The sequence below is a fragment of the Streptomyces sp. NPDC094448 genome (assembly GCF_044763775.1).
GTDB lineage: Bacteria > Actinomycetota > Actinomycetes > Streptomycetales > Streptomycetaceae > Streptomyces.
The window spans coordinates 11,790-36,430 of sequence record NZ_JBIWGU010000016.1 but is presented as its reverse complement, the minus strand read 5'-3'; the positions used below and the strand labels follow the sequence as shown (position 1 = coordinate 36,430).

General features: G+C 70.6%; 14 protein-coding genes. 9 read left to right on the top strand and 5 right to left on the bottom strand.

What is annotated here, in order from left to right; genetic code table 11:
- Position 1: 1 nt before the first annotated feature.
- Positions 2-7,738 (bottom strand): ricin-type beta-trefoil lectin domain protein, encoded by a 7,737-nt coding sequence (locus ACIQ9E_RS26960; RefSeq protein ID WP_403711312.1) that lies wholly within the window; start codon positions 7,736-7,738, stop codon positions 2-4.
- Positions 7,739-8,634: 896 nt separating this feature from the next.
- On the opposite strand from ACIQ9E_RS26960, the gene ACIQ9E_RS26955 reads away from it, so the two are divergent.
- From ACIQ9E_RS26955 to ACIQ9E_RS26935, 5 genes are all read left to right on the top strand, one after another.
- Positions 8,635-11,805: an FG-GAP repeat domain-containing protein gene (locus tag ACIQ9E_RS26955; RefSeq protein ID WP_403711310.1), complete on the top strand. Its 3,171-nt coding sequence runs from the start codon at positions 8,635-8,637 to the stop codon at positions 11,803-11,805.
- Positions 11,805-12,497 carry a hypothetical protein gene (locus tag ACIQ9E_RS26950; protein ID WP_403711308.1) on the top strand — a complete coding sequence of 231 codons (693 nt, stop codon included), beginning with the start codon at positions 11,805-11,807 and terminating at the stop codon, positions 12,495-12,497. The genes ACIQ9E_RS26955 and ACIQ9E_RS26950 overlap by 1 nt, the downstream gene beginning before the upstream one ends.
- Before the next feature lie 142 nt (positions 12,498-12,639).
- Positions 12,640-12,849: a ferredoxin gene (locus tag ACIQ9E_RS26945; protein ID WP_006350661.1), complete on the top strand. Its 210-nt coding sequence runs from the start codon at positions 12,640-12,642 to the stop codon at positions 12,847-12,849.
- Positions 12,839-14,224, top strand: a complete 1,386-nt coding sequence (locus tag ACIQ9E_RS26940; protein WP_403711306.1) for an NAD(P)/FAD-dependent oxidoreductase — start codon at positions 12,839-12,841, stop codon at positions 14,222-14,224. Before ACIQ9E_RS26945 ends, ACIQ9E_RS26940 begins: the two co-directional genes overlap by 11 nt.
- A gap of 14 nt (positions 14,225-14,238) precedes the next feature.
- Positions 14,239-15,456, top strand: a complete 1,218-nt coding sequence (locus ACIQ9E_RS26935) for a cytochrome P450 (protein WP_403711304.1) — start codon at positions 14,239-14,241, stop codon at positions 15,454-15,456.
- A gap of 50 nt (positions 15,457-15,506) precedes the next feature.
- On the opposite strand, the gene ACIQ9E_RS26930 is transcribed toward ACIQ9E_RS26935, so the two are convergent.
- Positions 15,507-16,283, bottom strand: coding sequence for a L,D-transpeptidase family protein (locus tag ACIQ9E_RS26930; RefSeq protein ID WP_403711302.1), 777 nt, complete (start codon positions 16,281-16,283; stop codon positions 15,507-15,509).
- 397 nt (positions 16,284-16,680) lie between these two features.
- On the opposite strand from ACIQ9E_RS26930, the gene ACIQ9E_RS26925 reads away from it, so the two are divergent.
- The 4 genes from ACIQ9E_RS26925 to metG all read left to right on the top strand — a co-directional run bounded on the left by ACIQ9E_RS26925 (position 16,681) and on the right by metG (position 21,763).
- Positions 16,681-17,868 (top strand): alpha/beta hydrolase family protein, encoded by a 1,188-nt coding sequence (locus ACIQ9E_RS26925; RefSeq protein ID WP_403711300.1) that lies wholly within the window; start codon positions 16,681-16,683, stop codon positions 17,866-17,868.
- 198 nt (positions 17,869-18,066) lie between these two features.
- Positions 18,067-18,486: a YciI family protein gene (locus ACIQ9E_RS26920; protein ID WP_403711298.1), complete on the top strand. Its 420-nt coding sequence runs from the start codon at positions 18,067-18,069 to the stop codon at positions 18,484-18,486.
- A 29-nt stretch (positions 18,487-18,515) separates the two neighbouring features.
- Entirely contained in the window at positions 18,516-19,835 is a 1,320-nt protein-coding gene (locus ACIQ9E_RS26915; protein WP_403711296.1) for an RNA polymerase sigma factor, read from the top strand.
- A gap of 221 nt (positions 19,836-20,056) precedes the next feature.
- Positions 20,057-21,763, top strand: coding sequence for a methionine--tRNA ligase (gene metG / locus ACIQ9E_RS26910; protein WP_403711294.1), 1,707 nt, complete (start codon positions 20,057-20,059; stop codon positions 21,761-21,763).
- Positions 21,764-21,857: 94 nt separating this feature from the next.
- Here metG and ACIQ9E_RS26905 read toward each other — a convergent pair whose 3' ends face one another.
- The 3 genes from ACIQ9E_RS26905 to ACIQ9E_RS26895 are packed head-to-tail and all read right to left on the bottom strand — an operon-like array spanning position 21,858 to position 24,558.
- On the bottom strand, positions 21,858-22,397 hold the full coding sequence (locus ACIQ9E_RS26905; RefSeq protein ID WP_403711292.1) for a GerMN domain-containing protein: 540 nt from the start codon (positions 22,395-22,397) through the stop codon (positions 21,858-21,860).
- On the bottom strand, positions 22,394-23,872 hold the full coding sequence (locus tag ACIQ9E_RS26900) for an ATP-binding protein (protein WP_403711290.1): 1,479 nt from the start codon (positions 23,870-23,872) through the stop codon (positions 22,394-22,396). Before ACIQ9E_RS26900 ends, ACIQ9E_RS26905 begins: the two co-directional genes overlap by 4 nt.
- Positions 23,869-24,558 (bottom strand): response regulator, encoded by a 690-nt coding sequence (locus tag ACIQ9E_RS26895; protein WP_403711288.1) that lies wholly within the window; start codon positions 24,556-24,558, stop codon positions 23,869-23,871. The genes ACIQ9E_RS26900 and ACIQ9E_RS26895 overlap by 4 nt, the downstream gene beginning before the upstream one ends.
- Positions 24,559-24,641: the final 83 nt, after the last annotated feature.

The following is a 24,641-nucleotide window of genomic DNA, read 5'->3' as shown; positions in this document are numbered from 1 at the left end:
CCTATGCACGGGACGGAACGAGGTAATCTCCCTCCCAACGGTATCCGGCCTGACGCAGCTGCTGAATCTCACGTGCGAACACGGTCGGCTCCTGGCGTTTGACGTTCCAGTACGTACCCATGGTCGGGGATCCCACATAGACGGAGCCCTTTTGGTCAATGATGGTCTGAATCCACGCGTCGTTCTTCGCCATCGACCACTTGCCGTTGACCTCCAGCTTTTTATGCCCTTGCCATGATCCGCCGACGCTGGTGTCCGGAAGGCGCCCGATTACGGGGATTCCCTGGCTCGGGTTCCATGCCTCCTCAGAATCCAGGACATCGGTAGGAGCATCCGGCGGCGCCCACTTGTATCCACAGTTATGTACAAGGACCGGCGCGGCACCGGCGACAACGTAATACGTATGCAGGTCCTCAACCGTCAGGTTGTGGACCGTCGACTGGGCCGTCCACCGTTCGACCGCCGCGATCTGGACCAGCGTGCCGGCGCCCGTCCGGAGCCAGTCGCCCGCCGAGAGGTCCGTCGCGTCGATCCACTCGCGCAACTCCGGCACCCAGAACGGATGGCCGTCCGTCGCGGTGATCTCGGCCGTGGCCGAGCCCTTCCTGCCGTCCGTGTCGATCACGATGTCGACCAGGTTCTTCTCACCGCGGCCCGTGATCTCCGCCGTCACCCTCTCGACCGCGGTCTCGCCCGTCTCCGGGTCCGTCGCGACGACCCGGTCGCCGGTGCGGACCTCTTCGATCGGCTTGGTGGAGCCGTCGGCCATCAGGACGAGTGTGCCGGGGGTGAAGCTGTTGCCCGGGTTGGGGCAGGTTCCACCGTTTCCGTCGTCCGAACCACCCTTGCCGCCGCCGGACCGCTTCGGCGGGGCCTTGGCCAGCTGGACCGGCGACCTCACCGGTTTCTCCGCCTTCTTGGCCTCGACCTTTTTCGCCTTCTGGACGGCGTTACCGGTCTTCTGCGCGTCCTTCTTGGCGGCTCTCACGGCCGCTTCCCTGGCCCTCTGCTTCTCCAGCTGCGCGGCCTTCTTGGCCCGCGCCTTCGCCTCCTTCGCCTTCTTCGCGGCCTCCATCGCCTTCTTGGCCGCCTCGATGATCTTCCGGGCCCTTTCCTGGGCCTTCTTCCAGGCGGAGACCGCCGAGATCATGGCCTTGACCGCGCTCACGATCTTCTTGAACTTGGCGGCCACGCCGAAGAGACCGCCCACCGCGCTCAGCGCCAGATTGGCGCAGGACCACAGGTCGCCCCGGGTCGCGCAGGCCACGGCGTCGTTCCAGCCCAGGAACTCCTTCAGTACGCCCCAGCCGGAGGAGAGGATGATGTCCATCAGCGACGTGCCCATGATCCGCTGGGCTTCCTGGTACTCGGACCAGGACGGTCCGCCGTACTGGTCACCGTCGTAGCCGCCGCTTCCGCCGCCCTGGGCCACGGATATCAGACCACTCGGGTCGGCGAAGGTGACGGGGTTGTTGTCGCCGTAGACATAGCCGTTCATCTGGACCGGGTCCGCGATGTCGATCAGCGGGTCCGGGGAGAGGAAACGGCCGGTCGCCGGCTCGTACTCGCGGGCGCCGAGATGGACGAGGCCCGTGGAGGCGTCGTCGTCACCACCGACGTAGTCCCGCTGGGAGCGCCATTCGTGGTGTTCGGAGCGGTCGGCCCCGAACGGGTCCTTCTTGGAGAACTTGACCGCGTTGCCCGGCGCCAGCTCAACGCTCGCGACGGCCGTTCCGTTGTGGTCCGTGATCTGGGCCGACAATTCGCTGTTCCCGGCGCTGACATACCGCATCACGGTCGGCGCGCCCGGCTGCGCGTAGTAACGCTCGACGGAGGACTCGATCCCGCCGGACGTGGTGACCTTCGCCTCGCCCAGGTACAGGCTCGTGGTGCCGGAGGACACCGACATCAGCCGGTCGCCGCCGGGGCCGTAGATGTAGGTGGTCTCGTCGGCCGGGGTCCAGGACTGGTTCTCCTGAGCGGCCGTGCCGCAGGCCGCGAGCTGGAGATCCGTGCCGATCGGGGCTCCGGTGCCCGGTACGGTCAGGCACTTTCCGGAATCGACGTGCTGGAGCTTCTTCCCGGCGGCCACGGTCTTCCACTGCTGTCCGGCGGTGCCGGTGCAGTCCGCGATGACGACAGGGGTGCCGTCGGCGATTCCGTTGTTCTGCGGGACCGCGCATTTGCCGAGGACCTTCAGCGTGCCGGTGTCCGGGGTCGTCTTCGACGCCGGGTCGATCCGGAAGCGCTGCGCCTTGGTCTCGTTGCAGGAGTACGTCTGGAGCGCGGTGTTCGGCGCGGTGCGGCCGCCCGCCAGGTCCAGGCAGCGGCCCGCGGTGCTGGTCCAGGCGCCGGAGCCGTTCTCGCCGAAGCCGGTGACCTTCTCCGCCTTGCCGTCCCAGGTCCAGGCGATGGCCTGTTCCGATCCCGCTCCGTCCGCACGGGTGAGGGTGTTGCCGCCCGCGTCGTAGGTCCTGGTGGCCTCCTTGGTGATCTCCGCCCCGCCCGCGGTCCTGGACGTCGTCTGGAGCTTCGTCAGGGTGTGGGGCTGGCCCCCGCCCGGCTTTCCGTAGGTGTAGCGGGTGGTGACATCCTTCGTCCCGTCGAGTCCCGGGTCGTGCTTGACCAGGGAGTCGCGCTGGCCGAGTTCGTCGTAGCGGTACGACTGCCAGTAGCCGTCGTTCGCCGCCGACACGTTCTTGGTGCCGTCGGGGTACTCCGGCGCGGCGCTCTGTTTGCCGGGCGCCGTGCAGGTGCCCGGCGCGGTCCAGGCTTCGGTGAGCTGGCCGAGGATGTCGTAGCTGAAGCACTGTTGTTCGGTGGTGCCGTTGCCGAACGCGTCCCGGACGGAGGTGATGTTGCCCGACAGGTCGTAGCCGTACTGCCGGTCGTTGACCCGGTGACCCGTGACGGTCGTCGTGTCGCTGATGGACTGCCGGTCGACGACGCTCCGTTCGAGCGCGCCGGTGCTCTCGTTGTAGAAGTTGGTGTTCCACACCCGGTGCGGGTTCTCACCGCTGACGGTCCGCATCACCTGGCCGTAGGGGCTGTACACCGTTCCGGAGGTGTACCACTCCTTGCCGGAGGTGGAGATCGGCAGCCCGTCCTCGTTGTACCGGGTGACGACTTTCTCCGGGGTCAGGGCGCCCACGCCGGGCAGGCTGACGGCGTCCATCCGGCCCGTGCGGTCGGAGTACTCGTAGCCGTAGCTGTAGGTCTGCTGGAGACCGTGTCTGCTCGCGATGTCCGCCGGCAGGGTCAGCTTCGTGCCGGTGGGCTGGTAGTCGGAGGTGTATCCGGTGACCTCCTCGGTGTAGGGCTTGTTGTCGGTGTACCGGGTGGAGCGGGAGGGCAGTCCGACGGCTCCGGGGATCTGGTCGTACTCGGTCTTCTGGACCGGCGTGGCGGGCCCGGTGCCGTTTTCGAGCAGGACCTCCGTCGGACGCGACAGGGCGTCGTACTTCGTCTGCACCCAGTTCTGCCGGCCGTCCCGGGCCCGGATCGGCCGGCCCGCGACGTCGTACTCGGTGAGGCTGGTCCCGGCGTCCGGGTCGGTGGCCTCGGTCTGACGGCCCAGAGCGTCGAACTTCCAGGACCAGGTGTTGCCCTTGGGGTCCTTGGCCGCGGTCATGTCTCCGCGGCTGTCGAAGGTGTACGCCGTGGAGCGCCAGGCGGTGCGGGCATGGTCGGTGAAGGTGTCCATCCGGACGGTGCGGCCGAGAGCGTCGCTCCACTCCCGCTGGGCGGCGGCGCCCGCGGGCGGGATGGAGATGGAGTAGTCGAGCCCGAACTCGTTCCGGTTCGCCTTCTCCGGCCTGGTCACGCCCGCCTCGTGCGGCGTCTCCGCCAGGATCCGGCCCAGTCCGTCGTACTTGTACAGGGTGGCGTTCGGGATCTTGGTGTCGGAGGCGTCCTCCGGTTCGTACATCTGCCGCTGGGGTTCGCCCGTGGCGTAGTAGCCGTTGTTGGTCCGGCGGATGCTGCCGTTGGCGCTGTACAGGATGTCGGTGACCAGACGGCCCTTGCCGACCGCGGGTTCCTGCTTCTGCCGTTCGCGGCCCAGTCCGTCGTAGAAGACGACGGATTCCGCGTAGCCGCCCTCCTCGGTCAGGGCACGGGACACCACGAAGGGCGGCTTGCCCGGCGGGGTGTGGTATTCGAAGAGCGCGGACGCCTCGCTACCGGTCTGGGAGGGGGCGTATGCCTTGACCGTCCGGCCCAGGGCGTCGTATTCGAAGCGGGTGGTACGGGTGTTGGTATCGGTCTCCTTGAGGGCCGAACCGCGTCCGGGGTCCACTTCGCTGATCGACTTGTGGCCGAGCGCGTTCTCCGTTGTGACGATGTGTACTTGGCCGTCCGAAGGAGTGTACGTAGTGGTCTCGGTGCTGCCCGTGGCGTCCGTGGTGGCCGTGGTCCGCCCGTAGGAGTCGTAGGTCAGTTTGGAACTGGGGGTGGTCTCCCAGCCACCGCCGTCCGGGGTCGGCTGCCAGGCGGAGGTGACCAGTCCGTCGACGGGGACGCCGCCGAAGGCGACGCCGTCATAGGTCACCCGGGAGCCGGACACGGTCTTCACCGAGGCTCCCGTCGCCGAGCAGAGCCCGGTGGTGGTCTTCGCCTCCTTGCTGAGACCGATGAGATGGGCCCCGGTGCTGTGGACGTAGCTCAGCCTGGAGCAGGTCTCGTCACCGGGGCGGCCGGTGTCACCGTGGAACTCCACCTGGACGGGGAGGTCGTAGGTGTTCTCGTACTCCGTGGTGGTGCGGGTGATCCGCTCGGTGCGGGGATCTTCGTCGGTGTGCGGACTGGTGTCCGTACGGGTCCCGGACGAGGCGGTGATCGTCGTACTGGACTCCTCCAGGACGCGATACGCGTGGAGGTCGGGGAGGCCGGTACCGCGCACCCGGGTGGCAAGCACCTTGTGCCGGGGTGTGTCCACCTCCCGGGTCACGACCGTGCCGCCCGCCTCGGTGTAGGTGAGGGCTTCGGCGATCCGGCCCTGATAGGGGAAGGAGTCGCGGGCGATGTCCTGGCCCTTGCTGTCCTTCATGACGACGGAGCGCGTCTGCCCGTTCGGCAGCTTCTCGCCGTCCATGCCGCGGAAGAAGCGCGCCTCCGTCTGGGAGCGTTCACTGCCCTGGTAGGCGTCCGGGGAGTCGGCGCCGCTGATGGTGCGGACGGTTTCGAAGCCGCGCCACTGGTCGTAGGTGCGGGCCTTCTTCTTGGAGAATTCGGCCTGGTTGAGGGCCCAGGCGCCGCCGCCCAGGTACTGGTAGTCCGTCGCAACCGGGGGCGTGCCGAGGATGCCCGACAGCTCCGTGACCCGGTCGACGACGTACTTGTTGAACCAGGCCTTCTTCTTCATGTTGTTCAGGGGATCGGGGTCCCAGAACACCGGATAGCAGAGGCCGGTATTCGCCTCGGGCGCGGGGAAGTTCACGCCCGGCCGCTCACCGGTCTGACAGACACCGGTCGGCTGCCGGTAGGCGATATGAGTCTCGCCGCCGTACTCATTGATGATCTTGGAGACTCGCAGCCGGTCGTACATCGGGCTGGAGTCGTTGTCCCCCTTGACCCGGTTGGGCATCGGGGAGGTGTTGGCGACGAACTCGACCGGGTTGGTCTTTGCGGTCTTCCCGTCCGTGCCGTGCCCGTAGCGGGTGATCTTGTCCAGCCAGAGGGCGGTGCCTTCGTCGGTCTTCTCGGCCGGCAGGGATTGGTCGAGGTCCCAGGTGTCGACTTTGGACAGCGCGGTGGAACCAGGTGTGCGCTGGGCCCAGGTGGTCACCGAGTCGAGCCGCTTGCGGGACCAGAATGTCGGCAGCGGGACAAAGCACTCCTTGCCGGCGGCACCCGAGCAGTAGAGGTCGGCCGGGGTGTCGTACCAGATCCGGCTCTTGTCGAAGTCACCGGAGGTGAAGTTCGCCGGATCGCAGGTCAGCTCCTCCTCGCGGAAGCAGCGTTCGGCCTCGTCGAAGGTCACCCGGGCGATCGGGCCCTGGGTGAAGACGCGGTCCTTGTGCTGCCCGTAGTCGATCCGCTTCAGCCAGCCGCCGCGGTCGTACTTCACGGGCTGTTTGAACTTGAGGTTTCTGGCGTAGTAGTTGTTCTCCTGGTTCCACCAGAGGGACATGGCGTTGCCCTTGGTGTCCACGACGTAGTCGAGGTTCCAGCGCCACGCCTGGCTGCAGAAGGAATTGGCGAAGGTCGCGTTGTAGCAGGGTTCATCGGGCTGATTGCCGGCGACCGGGGTGACGAAGGCGGCGCCGGTGGTCTCCTTGCCCGCCGTCCAGCCGGGCAGCTTGTGACGGCCGAAGAAGTACTGGGTGCCGTCCCGGGTGGTGACCTTCCAGTACTCGCCGTCGTCGTCACCACTGGGCGCGACGCCGTCCTTGGCGATCTCCGGGTCCTTCAGCAGTTGCACCCGGGATCCGTCGCCGTTGGCAGTTTCCCACTCGGCGGTGTGCGGATTGAGCTTGTCGGCATCGTCGAGGACGAGCTCGGTGGTGGTGCCGCCGAGGGTGAGGATCGCGTTGTACGAGCCCCAGCACAGGTCGGTGGTCTTCCGACGGGTGTTGTTGCCGCCGTCCGTGTCCTCGCGGCAGGACCGGTAGGTGCGGGTGATGGAACCGGGGTTGTAGTCCCAGCCGTCGCCGATCCACGAAGGCTGGTTGTTGGTGACCGAGGTGGAGCCGTCCACGGCCTGGGAGCTGTAGCCGAAGGCCAGGTTCGGGGAAGGGCCGCCGGGTACGGAAGGGGCGTGGAGCTTGTAGTTGTAGGAGAAGCCTCCGGAGCTGGTGCCGGCCGTCCACTCCCCGGCGCCGGGCAGCGGGGTGGCGGAGAAGTCGCCCTTCTCGCCGCCGCCCTCGGCGGTGGCGAGGAGGACACCGGCGCCTGCGGCCGCGGCCTGCTGAGCGAAGGCCGAGCGGGTGGACGCGGGCCGGGCGAAGGGCGCCTCACCCTGTGCCTCGGCGGGGGCCCTGTAGACGGCGTGCACAGCGCCGCCGGAAGCTCTCCGCGACGATGCCCGGTCGGCCTCGGCAGCGGACCTCGCCGCTGCGGGCGGAGTCGCCGGATCGGTCAGGCTCGCGACGTCCAGGGTGGTTTTGATCCGGCGGGTGCCGTCGAGCTTGCCGTCCCCGGGGGCATCGGTCGCCGCCGGGGTGACGGTGTTCTCGGTCTCGACCTCCACCGGTTCCGAACAGGGTTCGATGTCGGGGGTGGTGAGGAAGCAGGACGGAAACAGGGTCAACTGGAGCCGGTCGGCCCAGTTGGCGCCGTACAGTTCGGCGAATCGGGTGTAGTCGAGTCCCACGACCGCTTTCCCGGTGGCCGTGGCGGGTGGGGTGACCGTGAAGACGACGCCTTCGATGTTCCGGTCGGCCAGGGTGGTCTGGTCGGCGATCGACACCTGCCAGTTGCCCTGGAGGGCGGCCGCCTCGGCCGGAGTCGCCGCCGGAGGTGCGCCGACCTCCAGCGGAGTAGTGCCCACGGGGACGGTCTGCCCCGGGGCGAGCGCGGCGACCGGCTGACTCGCCGCAGCCGCCGGCGGGGCGGCGGTCTTCTCCGCCTCGTAGTCGTCGACGATCGGGACCGCACCGGTGGTCAGATCGGCGAAGGCACCGCCGTCCTCACCGGGTACGGGCACCTGGTCGGGCACCTCGGGCAGGTCGACGCCCGACCGCGGGGTGGGCGGGGGAACGGCGTTCGCCCCCGGCAGCATGCCCACGGTCAGAGCCACCGACAGGATTCCGATGACACCGACGCGCCGTTTCAGGCGCCGGCGTCTTTGCACTTTCGAGTCGGGGAGACTCCCCCGACCGCTCCATGAAAGGGATCTCCACACGACGGCCGCAGCCCTCCAGATGGTTGTTCGAGAGCCGGGGCGCGCCGCGGACAAGCACGGTCCGCGAAACTACCCGAGCCCAGGGGAAATTGGTCGAGCGGAATCGTCGGCGACGAATTCACGGACCGTCAAACGGCATCACCAAACGCGATGCGACATGTGTCACACCGGAAGGAGGGCATCCGGAGCCACAGACAACACCAGCAGAATTCAATGTGATTCACGATATGAAGCCTGCAATCACTACGAGTGATGAAACAACCACCCAAGAGGGGTGAAACGGTCACCGAAACGCCAGGTTGCAGGCCACCGTTCGCGATATTCGCGGCCCCGTCGTCATGGACCGGACCGAGTCGACCGGACCGCGGTCCGTCGCATGTATGCGCCCCGCACTCCCCTATCGCTTCGGGATTTCTTCATAATTACGAGACCCGACACCGGCGATGTGGCCGATCACCGAGTGATAGGCCATGCTGCTGCCGCTCCCGAACCGGCCATGACCGTCCCGTATTGCATTCGCCAGTCAAGGAACTCCGGTGCGCCGAAAGGAATCGCCGTACCCACGTCGCCGGAGACCGCGAACCATGGATTCAATACAGGCGGAAATCGGCTCGGGTCTCACCGGAAACGGAGCCCGGGAGCCACTGCGGCACCTCCGGCGCGCTGTGTGCCGGACGGTCCCTCGGTGACACGGCTTCACACAGACATACGGACCCGCGCGACCCGGACCGCCCGTCGCACCCCGCACCGGGCCGGTTCCGGTCACGCCCAGGGAGGGGAATCCAAGCACCGTGGATCGTCGTCGTTTCATCCGGGCCCTGCCCCGGCGCACCACGGCGGGGGTCGCGGCCCTGGTAGCCGCGGCCCTGGGCGCCGTTCTGCTCGTCCCCGACGGGGACTCGTCCGAACCGCAGAAGAGACCACCGGTACCGGCGCGGGCTGCCGCGCCCCTCGATGAGAACCTCGCGCAGCGCGAGGCTGTGAGGACCGGCCGCAAGGTCGAGGTCGCCACCCTGCGCACCACCAACTCCACGACCTATGCGCGGCCGGACCGCACCTTCGAACTGACCTCCCACGCGGCGCCGGTCCGGGCCCGGGTGGACGGAGTGTGGAAACCCGTCGACACCGCGCTGGAGCGTACGAAGGGCGGCTGGCGGCCCAAGGCGGCGGCCGACTCGGTGGTCTTCCACACCGGTTCCCCCACGCCGAAGGACGGGTACACCGACCTGGTCACCCTCACCTCGGGGGGCCACCGGATGACCGTCGGCTGGCCCGGGAAGCTCCCCGAACCGGAGGTGAGCGGGGCAACGGCGCTCTACCGCGGGGTCTTCGACGGAGTGGACCTGATGCTCACCGCCCGGGACTCGGGATACTCCCACGTCCTGGTCGTGCACAGTGCGAAGGCCGCGGCGCATCCGGGACTGGCGGCCCTCTCGTATCGCTACAGCTCACCGGATCTGACGTTCCACCATCATCCCCGTACCCAGGTGGTGGTGGGGAAGAACAGGGCCGGGGAGGACATCGCGGTCTCCCCGACGCCTTTCATGTGGGACTCGGGCGGCCGGAGCACCGTCGAGGCCGGGTCTCCCGCTGCACCGCCGGAAGACGCCCGGGGCGCCTTCGCGCTGCAGGGTCTGGCGGGGCCGCAGTCCGGTGGCAAGACAGCGGTTCTGACCGGTTCCTTCCAGGGCGCCGGTACCTCCAGCGGTGTGCTGCGCATGGTGCCCGACCGGGCGATGCTCACCGCGAAGGACACCGTATGGCCCGTCTTCGTCGACCCGTCCGCGAACGGGAAGAACAAGGCCTGGACCACGAACTACTCCACCTTTCCCGATTCGAGCTTCTGGGACGGCCGGAACTTCAACTCCGGCACGACGGAGGCGCGGGTGGGCTGGGAGTCCGACACGATGGGCGCGTCCCGGTCCTTCTTCCGGCTGGGCTGGGAGAGCAACCTCCAGGGCGCGGACGTCAAGGAGGCCCGTCTCAGGCTGCGCAACACCTACTCCTGGTCCTGCCAGGCGAAGGAGATGCATGTCTTCCAGGCGGGCGAGATCTCCGCGGACACCACCTGGCGGAACAAGCCGAGCGAGGGCCCTCGTATCGGTTCCAAGACGTTCGCCCACGGCTGGCGGAGCTCCTCCTGCCCCGACAAGGACGTGGAGTTCAACGCCGAGCCGACGGCTCAGAACGTGGTCGACGACGGCAAGAAGTCGCTGACCATCGAGTTGCGGGCGGCCAGCGAGGCGAGGACCACCGACGGTTCCTACCACTGGAAGAAGTTCAACGCCGAGGGAACCTCCTCCCCGACCCTGCACATGATCTACAACCGGAAGCCGACCGAGCCGGTGAACCTGCGGATGAGCCCGGGCGGCGGCTGCTCGGTCAAGGAACCCCACCCTCATGTCGGCAAGAGCGACCTGGTGTTCTCCGCGAAGAGTTCCGATGCCGACAAGAACCTGTCTCATCTCGACTTCGAGATCTGGCAGAGCGGCAGCAGCACCAAATTCGTGGACACCGAGGTCCCGGTCCACGCCGACGGGAGTCAGAGCGTCACGGTCCTGGCGAACAACTCCCATCTCGTCAACGGCAGGACCTACCACTGGGCCGTACGGGCCAAGGACGATATGGGTTCCTACTCGACCTACGGGCCGCCCGGTACGGCGCCGTGCACCTTCGTCTTCGACTCCCGGGCACCCGGTTCGCCCAAGGTGGACTCCCCGACCGGTGACTTTCCGGCGGATGACGCGGGCACGGTCTGGAGCAGAAACCCCTACGGCACCCCGGGCAAGTTCCGCTTCCGGCCGGCGGCGACCGATGACAAAGTCAAGGAGTACCGGTACTCCTTCAACAGCGAGACCTACGATCTGAGGGTCGACGTAGGCGATGCCCTCGGCAGGGACCCGGTCACCGGAGTCGAGGTCGGCTTCGAACCGGCCCGGCTGCCTCCCACGGCAGGCCCCAACGTCCTGTACGTCAAGGCGGTCGACCAGGCGAACAACGTCTCGGTCACCCCTGCGAAGTACCTCTTCTACGTCACGCCCAGGGACAAGTCCGACGCACCAGGCGATGTCACCGGCGATGTCCAGCCGGACCTCTACGCCATCGACGGGGACGGCGACCTGCGGCTCTACCCGTCCGACCGGCCGGGCGTGCACAACCGGGAGGGCGAGCTGCACTCGTCACTGGCCGCCGCCCATGACGCCGGCACCCCACTGGAGAGGACGCCCGAGTACGCCACGTACTGGATGAGCAGCACCGGAGAGCCCGCTCTCATCACTCACAACGGCGACTTCGCACCCGCCGACGGGGTGACGGACCTGGTCGCCCGGATGCCCGACGGAAAGCTGTACCTGTATCCCGGTGACGGCTACGGCAGCGTCGACATCAACGAGCGCATACCCCTCCAGCTGCCGTCGAACGCCCCCGCCCCGTCGACGTTCAGCCAGATCCTGGCGGTCGGCAGCATCTCCGGCGACAAGCAGCCGGAGTTGTTCGTCACGGCAGGCGACGCGCTGTGGGTGTTCACCGGTTACTCGGGCGCCCGGTTCGAGAAGGCCACCCAGCTCAGCGCCACGGGCTGGACCAACCGCGATCTGGTGAACGTCGGCGACGTCAACGGCGACGGTCCGGCGGATCTGGTGTACCGGTCCTTCGACAGCGGCAAGCTGCAACTGCGCCGCGGCAAGGCCGCCACCGGCGGCGCGACCGGTACGGACCTGGCCTCACTGGGCAGTGCCACTGCCTCCCAGACCGGGATGGACGCCGAGTACGGCACGGGCTGGACCGGCGCGAACATCCGGCTGCTGATGGGCACCCCCGACGCCAGCGGCAACGGAACGCCCGATATGTGGGCGGTCGACTCCACCGGCGTAGTCCGTTTCTACTCGACCACCGCGACCGGTTCCGGCCCGCCCAAGACGGTGATCGGCAGCGGCTGGACCCTGACGAAGGCCATCGGCTGATGCGGCCGGGGATACGGGCCGGGGCAGGTGTCCTGCTGGCCGTCGCACTCCTGACCGGCTGTACGGGCAGCGGAGGCGGCGGGGACGGTGATTTCAGGGTGGCCGCTCAGCCCAGTCCCGAGGCAGCCGGTGCGCCGTCCGCACTCGCCATCGGCGACGTGAAGGTCGCCGGGTACACCGTCGGCGAACCGGCGTCGGCCGAGCGGATCGCGCCCGCGGACGTGCGACCGGAGCCGCGGAAGTGCGCGGCCCTGGCGTACGCCGTCGCGGGCACCGCAGCCGGGAAGCCCCGGGCGACCGAGTCCCGGCGAGCCGCCGGGAAAGGCATCACGACGCTGCTGACGGTCGCCTCCTACGACGGCGACGGCGGCGCCGTCGCGGCCCTGGAGGAGGTGAGCGCGGCCGCAGAGGCCTGCGCGGCCGGGTTCACCTTCACGGTGAAGGGGACGACACGGGAGGTCGCCGCGGTGACCAGGGCACTGGCACCGCCGGGCACCGACCAGGCCATGGCGTTCACCGCGATGGCCGGTACCGCCGGGGCGACGGCTCCGGTGCAGGTGGTGGTGGTCCGCAAGGGCAGCCGGGTTGGCTGGTTCACGGCCGCGCCGACGACGGGCACAAAGCCCGGCAAGGGCACGGTTGAAGTGCCGGAGGAGGTGGTGAACGCCCAGCTGGCGAAGCTGCTGGGCTGAGCCGTCGGGGGCCGGGGCGGGGAATCCGTCCCGGCCCCGGTTCCGTCCCGGTGTCACCCGCACGTCCCGCTCCGGCTGCGGGCCGCCCCGGCAGCGCGTAGGACGGAAGACGGTGCGGTGCGAGCGGCGGGTCGGAGGCGGAATGCGGATCGTGGTGGATCTGAACCGGTGCCAGGGGTACGCCCAGTGCGCCTTCCTCGCCCCGGAGGTCTTCTTCCTCCGCGGTGACGAGGCGCTCGGCTACCGCCCCCGGGTCCCCGACGACCAGCGGGAACGGGTCGGGCGGGCGGTCGCAGCCTGTCCGGTGCAGGCGATCGCCGCCGGGCCCGCGGCGGGTGCGGATGTCGACTGAGCGCCCGCTGCCCCGGATCGACGGCTCCGTACGGCGCGTGGTCGTCGTCGGCGCCTCCCTCGCCGGACTGCGGGCCGCCGAGGCGCTGCGGGACACCGGTTTCGACGGGCAGCTCACGCTCGTCGGGGAGGAGGCGGAGTTCCCGTACGACCGTCCTCCGCTCTCCAAACAGGTGCTCCTCGGTGAGGCCGCGGCCCATGACGCGGGGCTGCCCGCACGCCGGCCGGTCGACGCGGAGTGGCGGCTCGGGGTCCGGGCCGCAGGAGTGGATCCCCTGCACCGGCAGGTGCTGCTCGCCGACGGCGCCCGGCTGCCCTACGACCGGCTGCTGATCGCGACCGGGACCCGCGCCCGCCCCTGGCCGGTCCCCGAGGAGGCGGCGCTCGACGGGGTGCTGACCCTGCGGACCGCGCAGGACGCCGCGGGGCTCGTGGCGCGGCTGGACGCCGGGCCCCGCCGGGTGCTGGTGATCGGGGCCGGGTTCACCGGATCCGAGATCGCCTCCGCCTGCCGGGAGCGCGGTCTCGCCGTCACCGTCGTGGAGCGGGGTCCCGCCCCCTTGGTCGGCGCCCTGGGCGGGGTGCTGGGGACCTTCGCCGCCGAGGTGCAGCGGGCCCACGGCGTCGACCTCCGCTGCGGGGTGACCGTCACCGCGCTGGAGGGAGACCGCGGCAGGCTCAGCGGTGCCCGGCTGTCCGACGGCTCCCGGATCACGGCGGACGTCGCCGTGGTCTGTCTGGGCGCGGTACGGAACACCGAGTGGCTCGACGGCTCCGGTCTGGCGGCCGGCCCGAGGGGTGTGGCCTGCGACGCGGGCTGCCGGGCCTTCGATATGTACGGCATCGTCACGGACGACGTGTTCGTCGCCGGTGATGTGGCACGGTTCCCGCATCCGCTGTTCGGATACCAGATGCTGTCGCTGGAGCACTGGGGCAACGCCGTCGCCCAGGCGGAGGTGGCGGCGCACAACATGGTCAGCCCGGGGCCGCGGCGCCGGCCCCATCTGACGGTGCCCGCTTTCTGGTCGGCCCAGTTCGGTCTGAACATCAAATCGGTCGGGGTGCCGACGTACTCCGACCGGGTCGTGATCGCCCAGGGGTCGCCCGAGGAGGGCCGGATGGTCGCGGTCTACGGATACCGGGGACGGGTCACGGCGGCGGTCGCCGTCAACCGGGCCAAATGGCTGGAGCACTATCTGCGCATGATCGAGACCGCGGCGCCCTTTCCGCCTCCGCCGGACGCCGCCGACCGGCGCGGGGAACCGGTGCCCGTGCCCTCCGACGTACCCGATCCGCGTCTGCTGTCCCACGGCCCGACGGTCGCCCTCACCGGGCACCATCCGGACCGGCATATCACCGTGGTCCGGGCGGACTGAACGAGGAGCCTGCCATGTCGAGCGAAACCCTGTTCCGGCGTATCACCGACTACTCCGCGCGCGCGGACCCCTATCCGCTCTACACCGAACTCCGTGAGCACGGTACGGCGCGCCAGGAGGACGGCTCGTACCTCGTGGGCACCTACGACGAAGTCGTGCAGCTGCTCCACGATCCGCGGATCAGCTCCAATGCGCTCAGCCGCGCCGACGCGGACGAGGAGCTGCTGAGGGAGGAAGCGGCCGGTATGGTTCCCGCTTTCATCGGACTCGACGACCCCGAGCACGAACGGCTCCGCGGGATCGCGATGCGTCCGTTCGGGCCGCCCCACTCGCCCGGCCGGATCGACGCGCTCCAGGGCGATATCGCCCGGATCGCCCAGGAGCTGATCGACGGCTTCGACGGCCGGGAAGAGGTCGATCTCGTCGACGACTTCGCCTATCCGCTGCCCGTCACGGTGATCGGGCGGCTGCTGGGCATCCCGTCCGGGGACATGGGGCAGCTCCGGCAGTGGACCGACATCATGATCGCGAGCCTGGACTTCGCCCCGGACGAGGATCCCGCGGCCAAACGGCGCCGCGGCCGGGAAGCCTCCCGCGAGATGGCGGGCTACCTGGGCGATCTCGCCGCGTCCCGGCGCGACCACCCGTCGGACGATCTGCTGTCCGCGCTGGTCGGCGATCCCGGTCCGGAGGGGGCGTTCAGCCACGAGGAGCTGAAGTCCACCGCCGTACTGCTGCTGATCGCCGGGCACGAAACGACCGTCAATCTCATCACCAACGGGGCGCTGACGCTGATGCGGCATCCCGAGGCGGCGGCCCGGTTGCGGAACGACCCCGGGCTGATGCCGTCGGCGGTGGAGGAACTGCTGCGGTACGAGCCGCCGGTGCAACTCCTCCCCCAGCGCAGTCCGCTGACCGATATCGAGGTGGCGGGGGTGACCGTGCCCCGGGGAGCGCCGCTGATCCTGGTCCTGGCCGCGGCCAACCGCGATCCGCTGCGGTTCGCCGAGCCCGACCGGTTCGACCCGGCCCGCCGGGACAATCAGCACCTGGGCTTCGGCAGCGGTGTCCACAGCTGCTTCGGGGCGCCACTGGCCCGGGTGGAGGCCAGGATCGCGCTGACCGCGCTGCTGGCCCGCCTCGGGGAGGACGCCCACCCGGTCGTCGACCCACCGCCGTACCGGCGGAGCCCCGTGCTGCGCGGTCCGAGGCATCTGCTGGTCCGGCGCTGACGGCGCGGGTGCGGCGTTCGGCGGACCCCGGCCGGGCGCAGGCCCGCGGCTCAGCGGGCCAGGGCGTCGGCGGGGCCCATCACGATCACCGGCCGGGCGGCGCGGCGCAGGGCGCGCAGCAGCTCCTTCATCCGGTCGCGCGGCAGACCGACGCAGCCCTCGGTGCCGCCGCCGTGGCCGATGTGGACCCAGATGCCGCCGCCCCGGCGGGTGCCGAGGGGGCGTCCCCAGTCCGAGGGGGTGCGGCCCGGGTAGCGGTTGTAGTCGACGGCGACGACGTAGTCGAAGGCACCGGCCTTGGGCTCGCCCTCGAAGTTCCGCCCGCCGAGGGTGTAGATCGGGTCGCGGTGGTACGGGAGTTCGGTGCCGGGGTCGGCCAGCCGCCCCCCTGCGTCGGTGAGCGTGAACGTGCCGATGGGGCTGCGCAGATCGCCCTGCACATGGTGGCCGCTCCAGCCGCGGTGGCCGTTGCGGGCGGGCCAGACGGCGGAGGCGGGGCGCCAGCCGAGGGTGGGGTGGCGTTCGTAGAGGACGGCGCGGCAGACGTTCGAATCGGCGGATTCGCCGATGACCACGAGGGCCTGGCGGGTACGGGCGCCGATGGTCGCTCCGGTACGGGGGCCGAGGCCGGGTATCTCCGCCGGGCGCCGGTCCACGGCCGCAACCGCGGGCGACGGCGGGGCGTCCGGTGCCGCAGCTCCGGGGCCGGGCGGATTCCGGTCGCCGGAGCGGCTCTTCTCCTCCGCCGAGCAGGCGGAGAGCAGGGCCGCGGCGCCGAGGAAGAAGGCGGCGCGGCGGCTACGCGGGGAATCGGGTGTCGGGTTCATGGCGGCTCTTGCTGCTTTCCGGGGTGGGGACAGGACGGTCCGGGCGCTCGCGTGCCCGGGCGCTCGTCGGATCTCGTACGGAAGGGCTGCTCCCGCAGAGGGGGAACCGGGTGGGGTCCGCTCCGGGTTGCCTCCCTGCCCGCGGTCCGTGCCCCGGGAGGAGGTGATGCGACGTCAATGCCTGCACGATTCGCGCGAGTTGTCGCATTCGGAGCCCCAGCGGGGGTCGCCGGACGGCCGCAGACGGGTTCCCGGTGGTTCGCGTTGTCATCCGGGCGGCCGAATCCGGTCGCTCGCAGGTCGGATGGGATGCGCGGCGGGAATGGGACCCGCGGGGTACGGGGTCCGGCCCCGGAGACGATGATCAAGAGGGGGTCACCGGCCTACCGTCCCAAGCATGATCTCGAACCGACGCGGCCCCGTGGCCGCACTGCTCGCCCTGGCCGTGACACTCCCCCTCGTACAGACCGCCGCGGCGGCGCCCGTGACCGCATCCGCCCCGGTGGCGCGAGAGGCGGCCGACCGGAGGGTGGAACTGCCCCGGCCGGCCGGTCCGCACGCCGTCGGCGTGTCGACGCTGCATCTGACGGAGTCCGGGCGGCCCGACCCGTGGCTGCCGGAGGCGGGGGCCCGGCAGACCCTGGCGACCCTGCACTATCCGGCCGCCGCCGGGACGGGCGGCGGCGCCCGGCCGTATGTGACGCCCGACGAGGCGCGGGCCCTGGCCGGGCACCTGGGGCCGGAGGCGATTCCGCCCGGCAGCGAGGGGGCACTGGCGGCCGCCCGGTCCTGGGCGCGGCAGGAGGCCCGGCCGGTGCACGGGAAGTTCCCGCTGGTCGTGCTCTCGCCCGGCTTCGGAGCGCCCCGGTCGTCACAGACGCATCTCGCGGAGGACCTGGCCTCCCGCGGCTATGTGGTGGCGTCCGTGGACCACGCCTACGAGTCCGCGGCCAGCGCGTTCCCCGGCCGGGGCGTGCTTCCGTGCGTGGCATGCGTCAAATCCGAGACCGGGGAGATCACGTACGCGGATGTCACCAGGGAGCGGGCGAAGGACGTCTCGTACCTCCTCGACCGGCTCACCGGGCCGCGTTCCGTGTGGAAGCACTCCGGGACGATCGACGCCCGGAAGATCGGAATGGCGGGTCACTCCATCGGCGGCGCGTCGGCCGCGCACACCATGGCGACCGACGCCCGCGTGGACGCGGGCATCAATATGGACGGCAGCTTCTTCGTCCCGATTCCGGCCGGCGGGCTGGACGGGCGGCCGTTCATGCTGCTGGGCGCCGGATACAGCGCACCCGGCAGCGGTGACACATCCTGGGACGAGGGCTGGCGGCAGCTGTCCGGCTGGAAGCGCTGGCTGACCGTACGGGGCAGCGAACACGGCGACTTCAGCGATCTGCCGGTCCTCACCGACGCGCTGGGGGCGCCCCGCGCGCCGGGCACGCTGCCGGGTGACCGGATGTCCCGGATCAACCGCACCTACGCGGCGGCCTTCTTCGACCGGCACCTCAAGGGAGCGCCCCGTCCGGTGCTGAACGGACCGACCGCCGCCAACCCGGAGGTCGTTTTCCACACCCCCTGATCCGTACCGCGGCCGCGGGCCGTGTTCCGGCCCGGCCGGGTGCGGCGCCCTCCGGCGCGGCGCCCGGCCGGGTGCCGTACCGGGGTTACAGTCGGCCGGAAAAGTGGAGCGGCGCTCGTGTCGATCCGGGGCGGCCCCCGTTCGACCTACGGATGAGCGGGTCCGGACCACGGACCCGACGACGCAGGGAGCGGGACCATGAAGTACATGCTGATCATGCGGGCCGACGACGAGGCCTTGGCGACGATGGTGAACGCCGACTTCGACGAGGTCATGGCGACCGTCGGCCGGTACAACGACGAGATGATCCGCGCCGGGGTGCTGGTGGCCGCCGAGGGGCTCGACTCCGCGGAGGACGGCGTCGTGGTCGACTACTCCACCGAACCTCCCCTGGTCACCGACGGCCCCTACGGGGAGACGAAGGAGCTGTTCGGCGGCTTCTACATCCTCAATGTGGCGTCGAAGGAGGAGGCGGTCGAGTGGGCCAAGCGCTCACCGGTGACCGGCGCGGGATTCAGGACCGAGATCCGCCGGATCACCTCCATCGACGAGTTCCCGCAGGACAACGAGTGGATCCGCAAGGAGCGGACGTGGCGCGAGGCCACCGGACAGCTCTGAGGACCCACCGCTGAACGGAGCGCACCACCATGGCCGACCCCACCGGCCGGGACGCCGTCGCCGCGGTCTGGCGGATCGAATCGGCGCGAATCGTCGGCGCGCTCGCGCGCTGGACCGGTGATTTCGCACTGGCCGAGGACCTCGCGCAGGAGGCACTGGCCGAGGCGCTGGTGACCTGGCCGCGGGACGGAGTGCCGCGGCATCCGGCGGGGTGGCTGCTGACCGTGGGGCGGCGGCGGGCGATCGACGCCTTCCGCCGCCGGCGGGCGCTCGACGAACGGTACGCCGCCCTCGCGCACGAGCTCGGTGAGGGCGGCACGGTCACCGGCGCCGGCCCGCCCGGTCCGCTGCCGGACGGCGACGGCGTGCTCTGGGACCCGGACCGGGTCGACGACGATGTGCTCGCGCTGATGTTCGTCTCCTGCCATCCCGTGCTGTCACGGGAGGCGGGGGTCGCCCTCACACTGCGGGTGGTGGGCGGGCTGACCAGCGACGAGATCGCCCGGGTCTTCCTGGTGCCGACGGCCACCGTGCAGGCCCGGATCACCCGGGCGAAGAAAACGCTCCGGGCCTCGGGGGTGCCGTTCGCGGTGCCGCCGGCCGGGGAGCGCCGGGAACGGCTCGGCCCGGTGCTGAACGTCCTCTATCTGATCTTCACCGAGGGGTCGTCGGCCGGTGCGGGCGACGCGGTGCTCCGGCTCGACCTGGCGAGTGAGGCGCAGCGGCTCGCCCGGGTGCTGAGCCGGCTGGTGCCGGACGAGCCGGAGGTCCACGGGCTGCTCGCGCTGCTGGAACTGACCGCGGCACGCTTCCCGGCCCGGGTGGGACCGGACGGCGATCCGGTGCTGCTCGAACGGCAGGACCGGGGCCGCTGGGACCGCTCCGCCGTCCGCCGCGGCCGCGCGGCACTGGCCCGGGCCGCCCGGTCGGGCCGGGGCCTGGGCTTCTACGGGCTCCAGGCGGCGATCGCCGAATGCCATGCAGTGGCCCCGTCGGTCGAGGCGACCGACTGGGAGCGGATCGTCCTGCTGTACGAGGCCCTGGGCAGTCTGGCGCCCTCACCGGTGGTGGACCTCAACCGGGCGGTCGCCCTCTCCATGGCACGGGGCCCCGCCGAGGCGCTGGCCGTCGTGGACGGGCTGGTGGCGGGAGGCGCGCTGGCACATTCCCGGCTGCTGCCCGCGGTCCGGGGCGAGTTGCTGACCCGGCTGGGGCGGCTCGCGGAGGCGCGGGGGGAGCTGGAGCGGGCGGTGGCACTCTGCGGGAACGGGCGGGAACGGACCGTACTGGAGCGGAAGCTCGCGGACCTGGGCGACGCGCCCGCGGCGCCGGAGCCGGGTGCGGGCTGAGAGAGCGGTCACCGGCCCGGCGACCAGGCTCGGGGCGCCCCGGCCGAGGCGCGAAAACACGGTCGGGCCAGGGGGTACGCATTGGATAGGATGCAATCGGCCTGCAGGACCATACCGTCACGCTCCGTGTGCGACCGGTGTGCGGTGACGGGCCTCGAAATCGACTCCATTGCCCGTGCGGCCACCGGGCCCGCGGCGGTAGACACTGGGAGCATCCAACGATGACTCGGCACTTGATCACCAGCGCGCTTCCCTATATCAACGGGATCAAGCACCTGGGGAACATGGTCGGGTCCATGCTCCCGGCGGATGTATACGCCCGTTATCTGCGGCAGCGGGGGCACGAGGCGCTCTATATCTGCGCCACGGACGAGCACGGCACCCCGGCCGAGCTGGCCGCCAAGGATGCCGGGCTGCCGGTGGCCGAGTTCTGTGCGCAGCAGCACGACGCGCAGAAGGCGATCTACGACGGCTTCGGGCTCCGGTTCGACTACTTCGGCCGCAGCTCCTCCGAGCAGAACCGCGAGATCACCCAGCACTTTGCCCGCAGGCTCCACGAGAACGGCTTCATCGAGGAGCGCGCGATCCGGCAGGTCTTCTCCATCGCCGACGACCGGTTCCTCCCGGACCGCTACATCGTCGGCACCTGCCCGTACTGCGGTTACGACAAGGCCCGCGGCGACCAGTGCGAGAACTGCACCCGGGTCCTCGACCCGACCGACCTCATCGAGCCCCGCTCCGCGATCAGCGGCAGCGGCGAGCTGGAGGTCCGGGAGACCAAGCACCTCTTCCTCCTCCAGTCGAAGCTGGACGGCGAGGTCGAAGCCTGGATCGACGAGTGCAGCGGCGACTGGCCGCATCTGGCCTCCTCCATCGCCCGCAAATGGCTGACCGAGGGCCTGCACGACCGGTCGATCACCCGCGATCTGGACTGGGGTGTTCCGGTCCCCGCGGACACCTGGCCCGAGCTGGCCGCCGAGGGCAAGGTCTTCTACGTCTGGTTCGACGCCCCCATCGAGTACATCGGGGCGACGAAGGAGTGGGCGGATCTGGAGCCGGAGACCCGCGACTGGAAGTCGTGGTGGTACGAGGCTTCCGACGTCCAGTACACGCAGTTCATGGCCAAGGACAACGTCCCGTTCCACACGGTGATGTTCCCGGCCAGCCAGATCGGCACCCGCGAGCCGTGGAAGCGGGTCGACCACGTCAAGGCCTTCAACTGGCTGAACTACTACGGCGGCAAGTTCTCCACGTCGCAGCGGCGGGGTGTGTTCACCGACGCCGCGCTGGAGCTGCTGCCCGCCGACTACTGGCGCTACTTCCTGCTGGCGCACGCCCCCGAATCGGACGACACCTCGTTCACCTGGGAGCTGTTCGCCTCCTCGGTCAACAAGGATCTGGCGGACACCCTCGGCAACTTCGTCAACCGGGTGCTGTCGTTCTCCCGCAAGCGTTTCGGCGACGCCGTCCCCGAGGGGAAGGCGGCGGGCGCGGCCGAGCAGGCGCTGGGCGCGGAGATCGCCCGGCTGCTCGCCGAGTACGAGGGGCAGCTGGAGGCGCGCCAGTTCCGCAAGGCGACGCAGGCGCTGCGGGCGCTGTGGAGCGCGGGCAACTCCTATCTGGAGGAGAAGGCCCCCTGGCTGGAGATCAAGGCCGATCCGGAGGCCGCGGCGCTGACGCTGCGGACCGCGATGAACCTGATCCATCTGTACGCGGTGGTGTCCGAGCCCTTCATCCCGTCGTCCGCGCGGGCCATGCGCGAGGCGTTCGAGCTGGCCGGGGACGATGCGACGTGGGTGAGCGCCGAGGAGGCGCGGGCGCTGTCCGCGGTGCCCGCGGGGACCGCGTTCACCGTTCCCCCGGTGCTCTTCGCCAAGATCACCGATGACGACCTGGAGGCCTGGCGGGAGCGTTTCGGCGCCCAGTAGGCAGACGGAGCGCGGGAGCCGCCGGTCCGGACGGGCCGGCGGCTCCCGTGTTTCCGCGCTCCGGGCCGTACAGGAGGGCGGACGGCGCCGGTCCTCAGCCCATCAGCTCCGCGCAGCCGTACTTCTTCGACCGGCCGTCGCCCGTCTGCACGGTGACCCGGACGGCGTCGGTGCGCACCTTCCCGCCGCTGAGGACGGCGCGCGAGCGGGCGATGCTGCACACCAGCTGTCCCAGCAGGTTCCGGTCTTCGACCGAGGAGTTGGGTGACAGCGCGTCCTGGGGGACGTTCACGTACACCTGGCCGTTGCTGAGCTTGGCCCCGATGCGGAGGGTGTAGTCGTCGGCCCCCACCTGCGTGGTGAGCCCGGCCTCGGCTTCCACGTTGTTCGGTCCCACCAGCAGGCCCTTGATGACACCGTTGGGGTCTTCGACGCTTTCGTTCCTGGTCGCGGGGCGCGGGACCGCCACCAGCCGCCCCTTCTGGTTGACGAAGTAGAGGCGGTGGCCGGTGGTGAGCCCGCCGACGGACTCCCCGCCGTCGAGAACGCCGGTCGGGCGGACTCCGCAGCCCGTGAGCAGGGCCGCCGTCAGGGCCGCCGCCGTCAGCGCCAGGGTCCGGCGCGGCGGTTTCACGGGTTCTCCTCGGGGGCGGGGTGGCGGGGCAGCCGCAGGGTGAACACCGCTCCGCCCCCGGGCCGGTTGGCCGCTTCGACGGTGCCGCCGTGCAGCCGGGCGTTCTCCAGGGCGATGGCGGTGCCCAGTCCGCTGCCCTCGGAGCGGGTGCGTGCCGCGTCCGCCTTGTAGAAGCGGTCGAAGACGTGGCCGAGGGCTTCGGCCGGCAGGCCGGGGCCGCGGTCGGCGACTTCGACGGTGACCGTGCCGCCCGCGGGACCGGCGCTCAGGGTGACGGTCACGGGCGGGGCTCCGTGCCGGAGCGCGTTGCCGACGAGATTGGCGACGATCACATCGACGCGCCGCCGGTCGATCCGGGCCGTGATCCCGGACGGCAGCACGGTCTCCACCCGGTCGGTCCAGTTCCGCAGGGAGAGCGTGGCACGGACGGCGTCCGCGAGATCGGTCCCGGCGAGGTTGAGCCGTGCCGCGCCGGAGTCGAAGCGGGACATCTCCATCAGATCGTCGACGAGCCGGGCGAGCCTGCCGGTCTCGGCACTGACCGTACGGGCGGCGTGGGCGGTGTCCGGCGGCAGGGAGGACGCGTCCTCGTCGAGGACGGTGGCGACCATCGTCATCGCGGCGAGCGGGGTGCGCAGTTCGTGCGACACATCGGCGACGAATCGTTTCGCCCGTTCGTCCTGGGCCCGGAGTTCGTCGATGGACGCTTCCAGGGCGCTCGCGGCCTTGTTGAAGTCCCTCGCCAGATCGGCCAGCTCGTCCCGGCCGCGCACCCGGACCCGGGAGGTGTAGTCGCCGGCCGCGTGCCGCCGGGTGGCCCGGCCGAGTTCGCGTACCGGACGGAGCACGGTTCCGGCGGCCAGCAGGCCGAGGACGGCGGCGAGCAGGACGACGGGCAGGATCCCGTCGCGTACCGCGTCGGCGACGCCCGTCGTGGCGTCCAGCTCCGCCTGAAGGGAGGTGACGGCGAAGACCTCGAGACCGGACGGCGCCTCCGGGGTGCCGGGGTCGGTGGCGTCGAGGGTGACGGGGGTGCCGACGGCAAGATAGGGGCTGCCGCGCCACTCCACGCGCTGGAGGCTCATGCCGTTGTGGTTCTGCACCCGCTTGAGCAGGTCGGGGGTGATCCGGGTGCGGTCGGCGGACCGGTCGGACGCGGCCGTCAGGGTCCGGTACCGGGCCACGACCAGGGTGTCGTCGCCGAGCCCGTCGGCGATCCGCCCCGCGAACGCGCTGAGGGAGACCTCGTCGGCGGGGACGTCGAAGTCCGCGACGGCCTGCTCGACACGGTTCCTGAACTCCGTCTGGACCGCGTCCTGTTTCCGCTCCAGCACGGCGCTGCGGGATTCGCGGTACGCGAGCGCGGTGGCGGTGACCCCGCTGACCAGGGCGATCAGGACGAAGGCCACGACAAGACGAGTACGGAGTCCGCCGAGGCCGCGCAGGGCCCGCAGGGTGGGACGGAGCACGGTCACACCGGCCCGAAGCGGTAGCCGAAGCCGCGTACCGTCTGGATGTAGCGCGGCCGGGCGGGGAGGTCCTCGATTTTGGCGCGGAGTCTGCCGACCGCGGCGTCCACCAGCCGTGAGTCGCCGAGGAAGTCGTGGTCCCAGACGGATTCCAGCAGCTGTTCGCGGCTGAAGACCCGGCCCGGGGACGCGGAGAGTTCGAGGAGGAGCCGCAGTTCGGTGGGCGGCAGGGCGATGGCGGTCCCGCGTTTGCCGATGGTCAGCCCGGCCCGGTCGATGGTGAGACCGGCATGGTCCTCGCCCTGGGCCGACCGGGACGGTTCGGCCCGGCGCAGCGCGGCGCGGATCCTGGCCTCCAGGACGGCGGCGGTCACCGGTTTGACCACGTAGTCGTCGGCGCCCGCCTCCAGACCGTGCACGATGTCGCTGTCGTCGCCACGCGCCGTGAGCATGATCACCGGCAGGGTGGAGCCGCCGGCCCGCAGCCGGCGGCACACCTCGAAACCGTCCATTCCGGGCAGCATCAGGTCCAGTACGGCGAGTTCGGCGGCCGGGCCCGCCGGGTCGGCCAGCAGGGCGAGGGCGGCCTCCCCGGTGGCGGCCGTGCAGACGTCGTAGCCGTGGCGGCGGAGCACCAGCTCCATGCCGTCGCGTACGGAAACGTCGTCCTCGATCAGCAGTACATGGGGCATGGAGCCGATTATGCGCGACGGTTTTCCCTGTTCAGGCCCGGCGGAGAGGGTCCGGCAGGGGTTCGCGCGCATTGTTACGTGTT

What these genes read in the sequence shown, in the direction of transcription:
- ACIQ9E_RS26950 (WP_403711308.1), top strand. Translation starts at nt 11,805, where the DNA reads ATGCGGCCGGGGATACGGGCCGGGGCAGGTGTCCTGCTGGCCGTCGCA.
- ACIQ9E_RS26945 (WP_006350661.1), top strand. Translation starts at nt 12,640, where the DNA reads ATGCGGATCGTGGTGGATCTGAACCGGTGCCAGGGGTACGCCCAGTGC.
- ACIQ9E_RS26940 (WP_403711306.1), top strand. Translation starts at nt 12,839, where the DNA reads ATGTCGACTGAGCGCCCGCTGCCCCGGATCGACGGCTCCGTACGGCGC.
- ACIQ9E_RS26935 (WP_403711304.1), top strand. Translation starts at nt 14,239, where the DNA reads ATGTCGAGCGAAACCCTGTTCCGGCGTATCACCGACTACTCCGCGCGC.
- ACIQ9E_RS26930 (WP_403711302.1), bottom strand. Translation starts at nt 16,283, where the DNA reads ATGAACCCGACACCCGATTCCCCGCGTAGCCGCCGCGCCGCCTTCTTC.
- ACIQ9E_RS26925 (WP_403711300.1), top strand. Translation starts at nt 16,681, where the DNA reads ATGATCTCGAACCGACGCGGCCCCGTGGCCGCACTGCTCGCCCTGGCC.
- ACIQ9E_RS26920 (WP_403711298.1), top strand. Translation starts at nt 18,067, where the DNA reads ATGAAGTACATGCTGATCATGCGGGCCGACGACGAGGCCTTGGCGACG.
- ACIQ9E_RS26915 (WP_403711296.1), top strand. Translation starts at nt 18,516, where the DNA reads ATGGCCGACCCCACCGGCCGGGACGCCGTCGCCGCGGTCTGGCGGATC.
- metG (WP_403711294.1), top strand. Translation starts at nt 20,057, where the DNA reads ATGACTCGGCACTTGATCACCAGCGCGCTTCCCTATATCAACGGGATC.
- ACIQ9E_RS26895 (WP_403711288.1), bottom strand. Translation starts at nt 24,558, where the DNA reads ATGCCCCATGTACTGCTGATCGAGGACGACGTTTCCGTACGCGACGGC.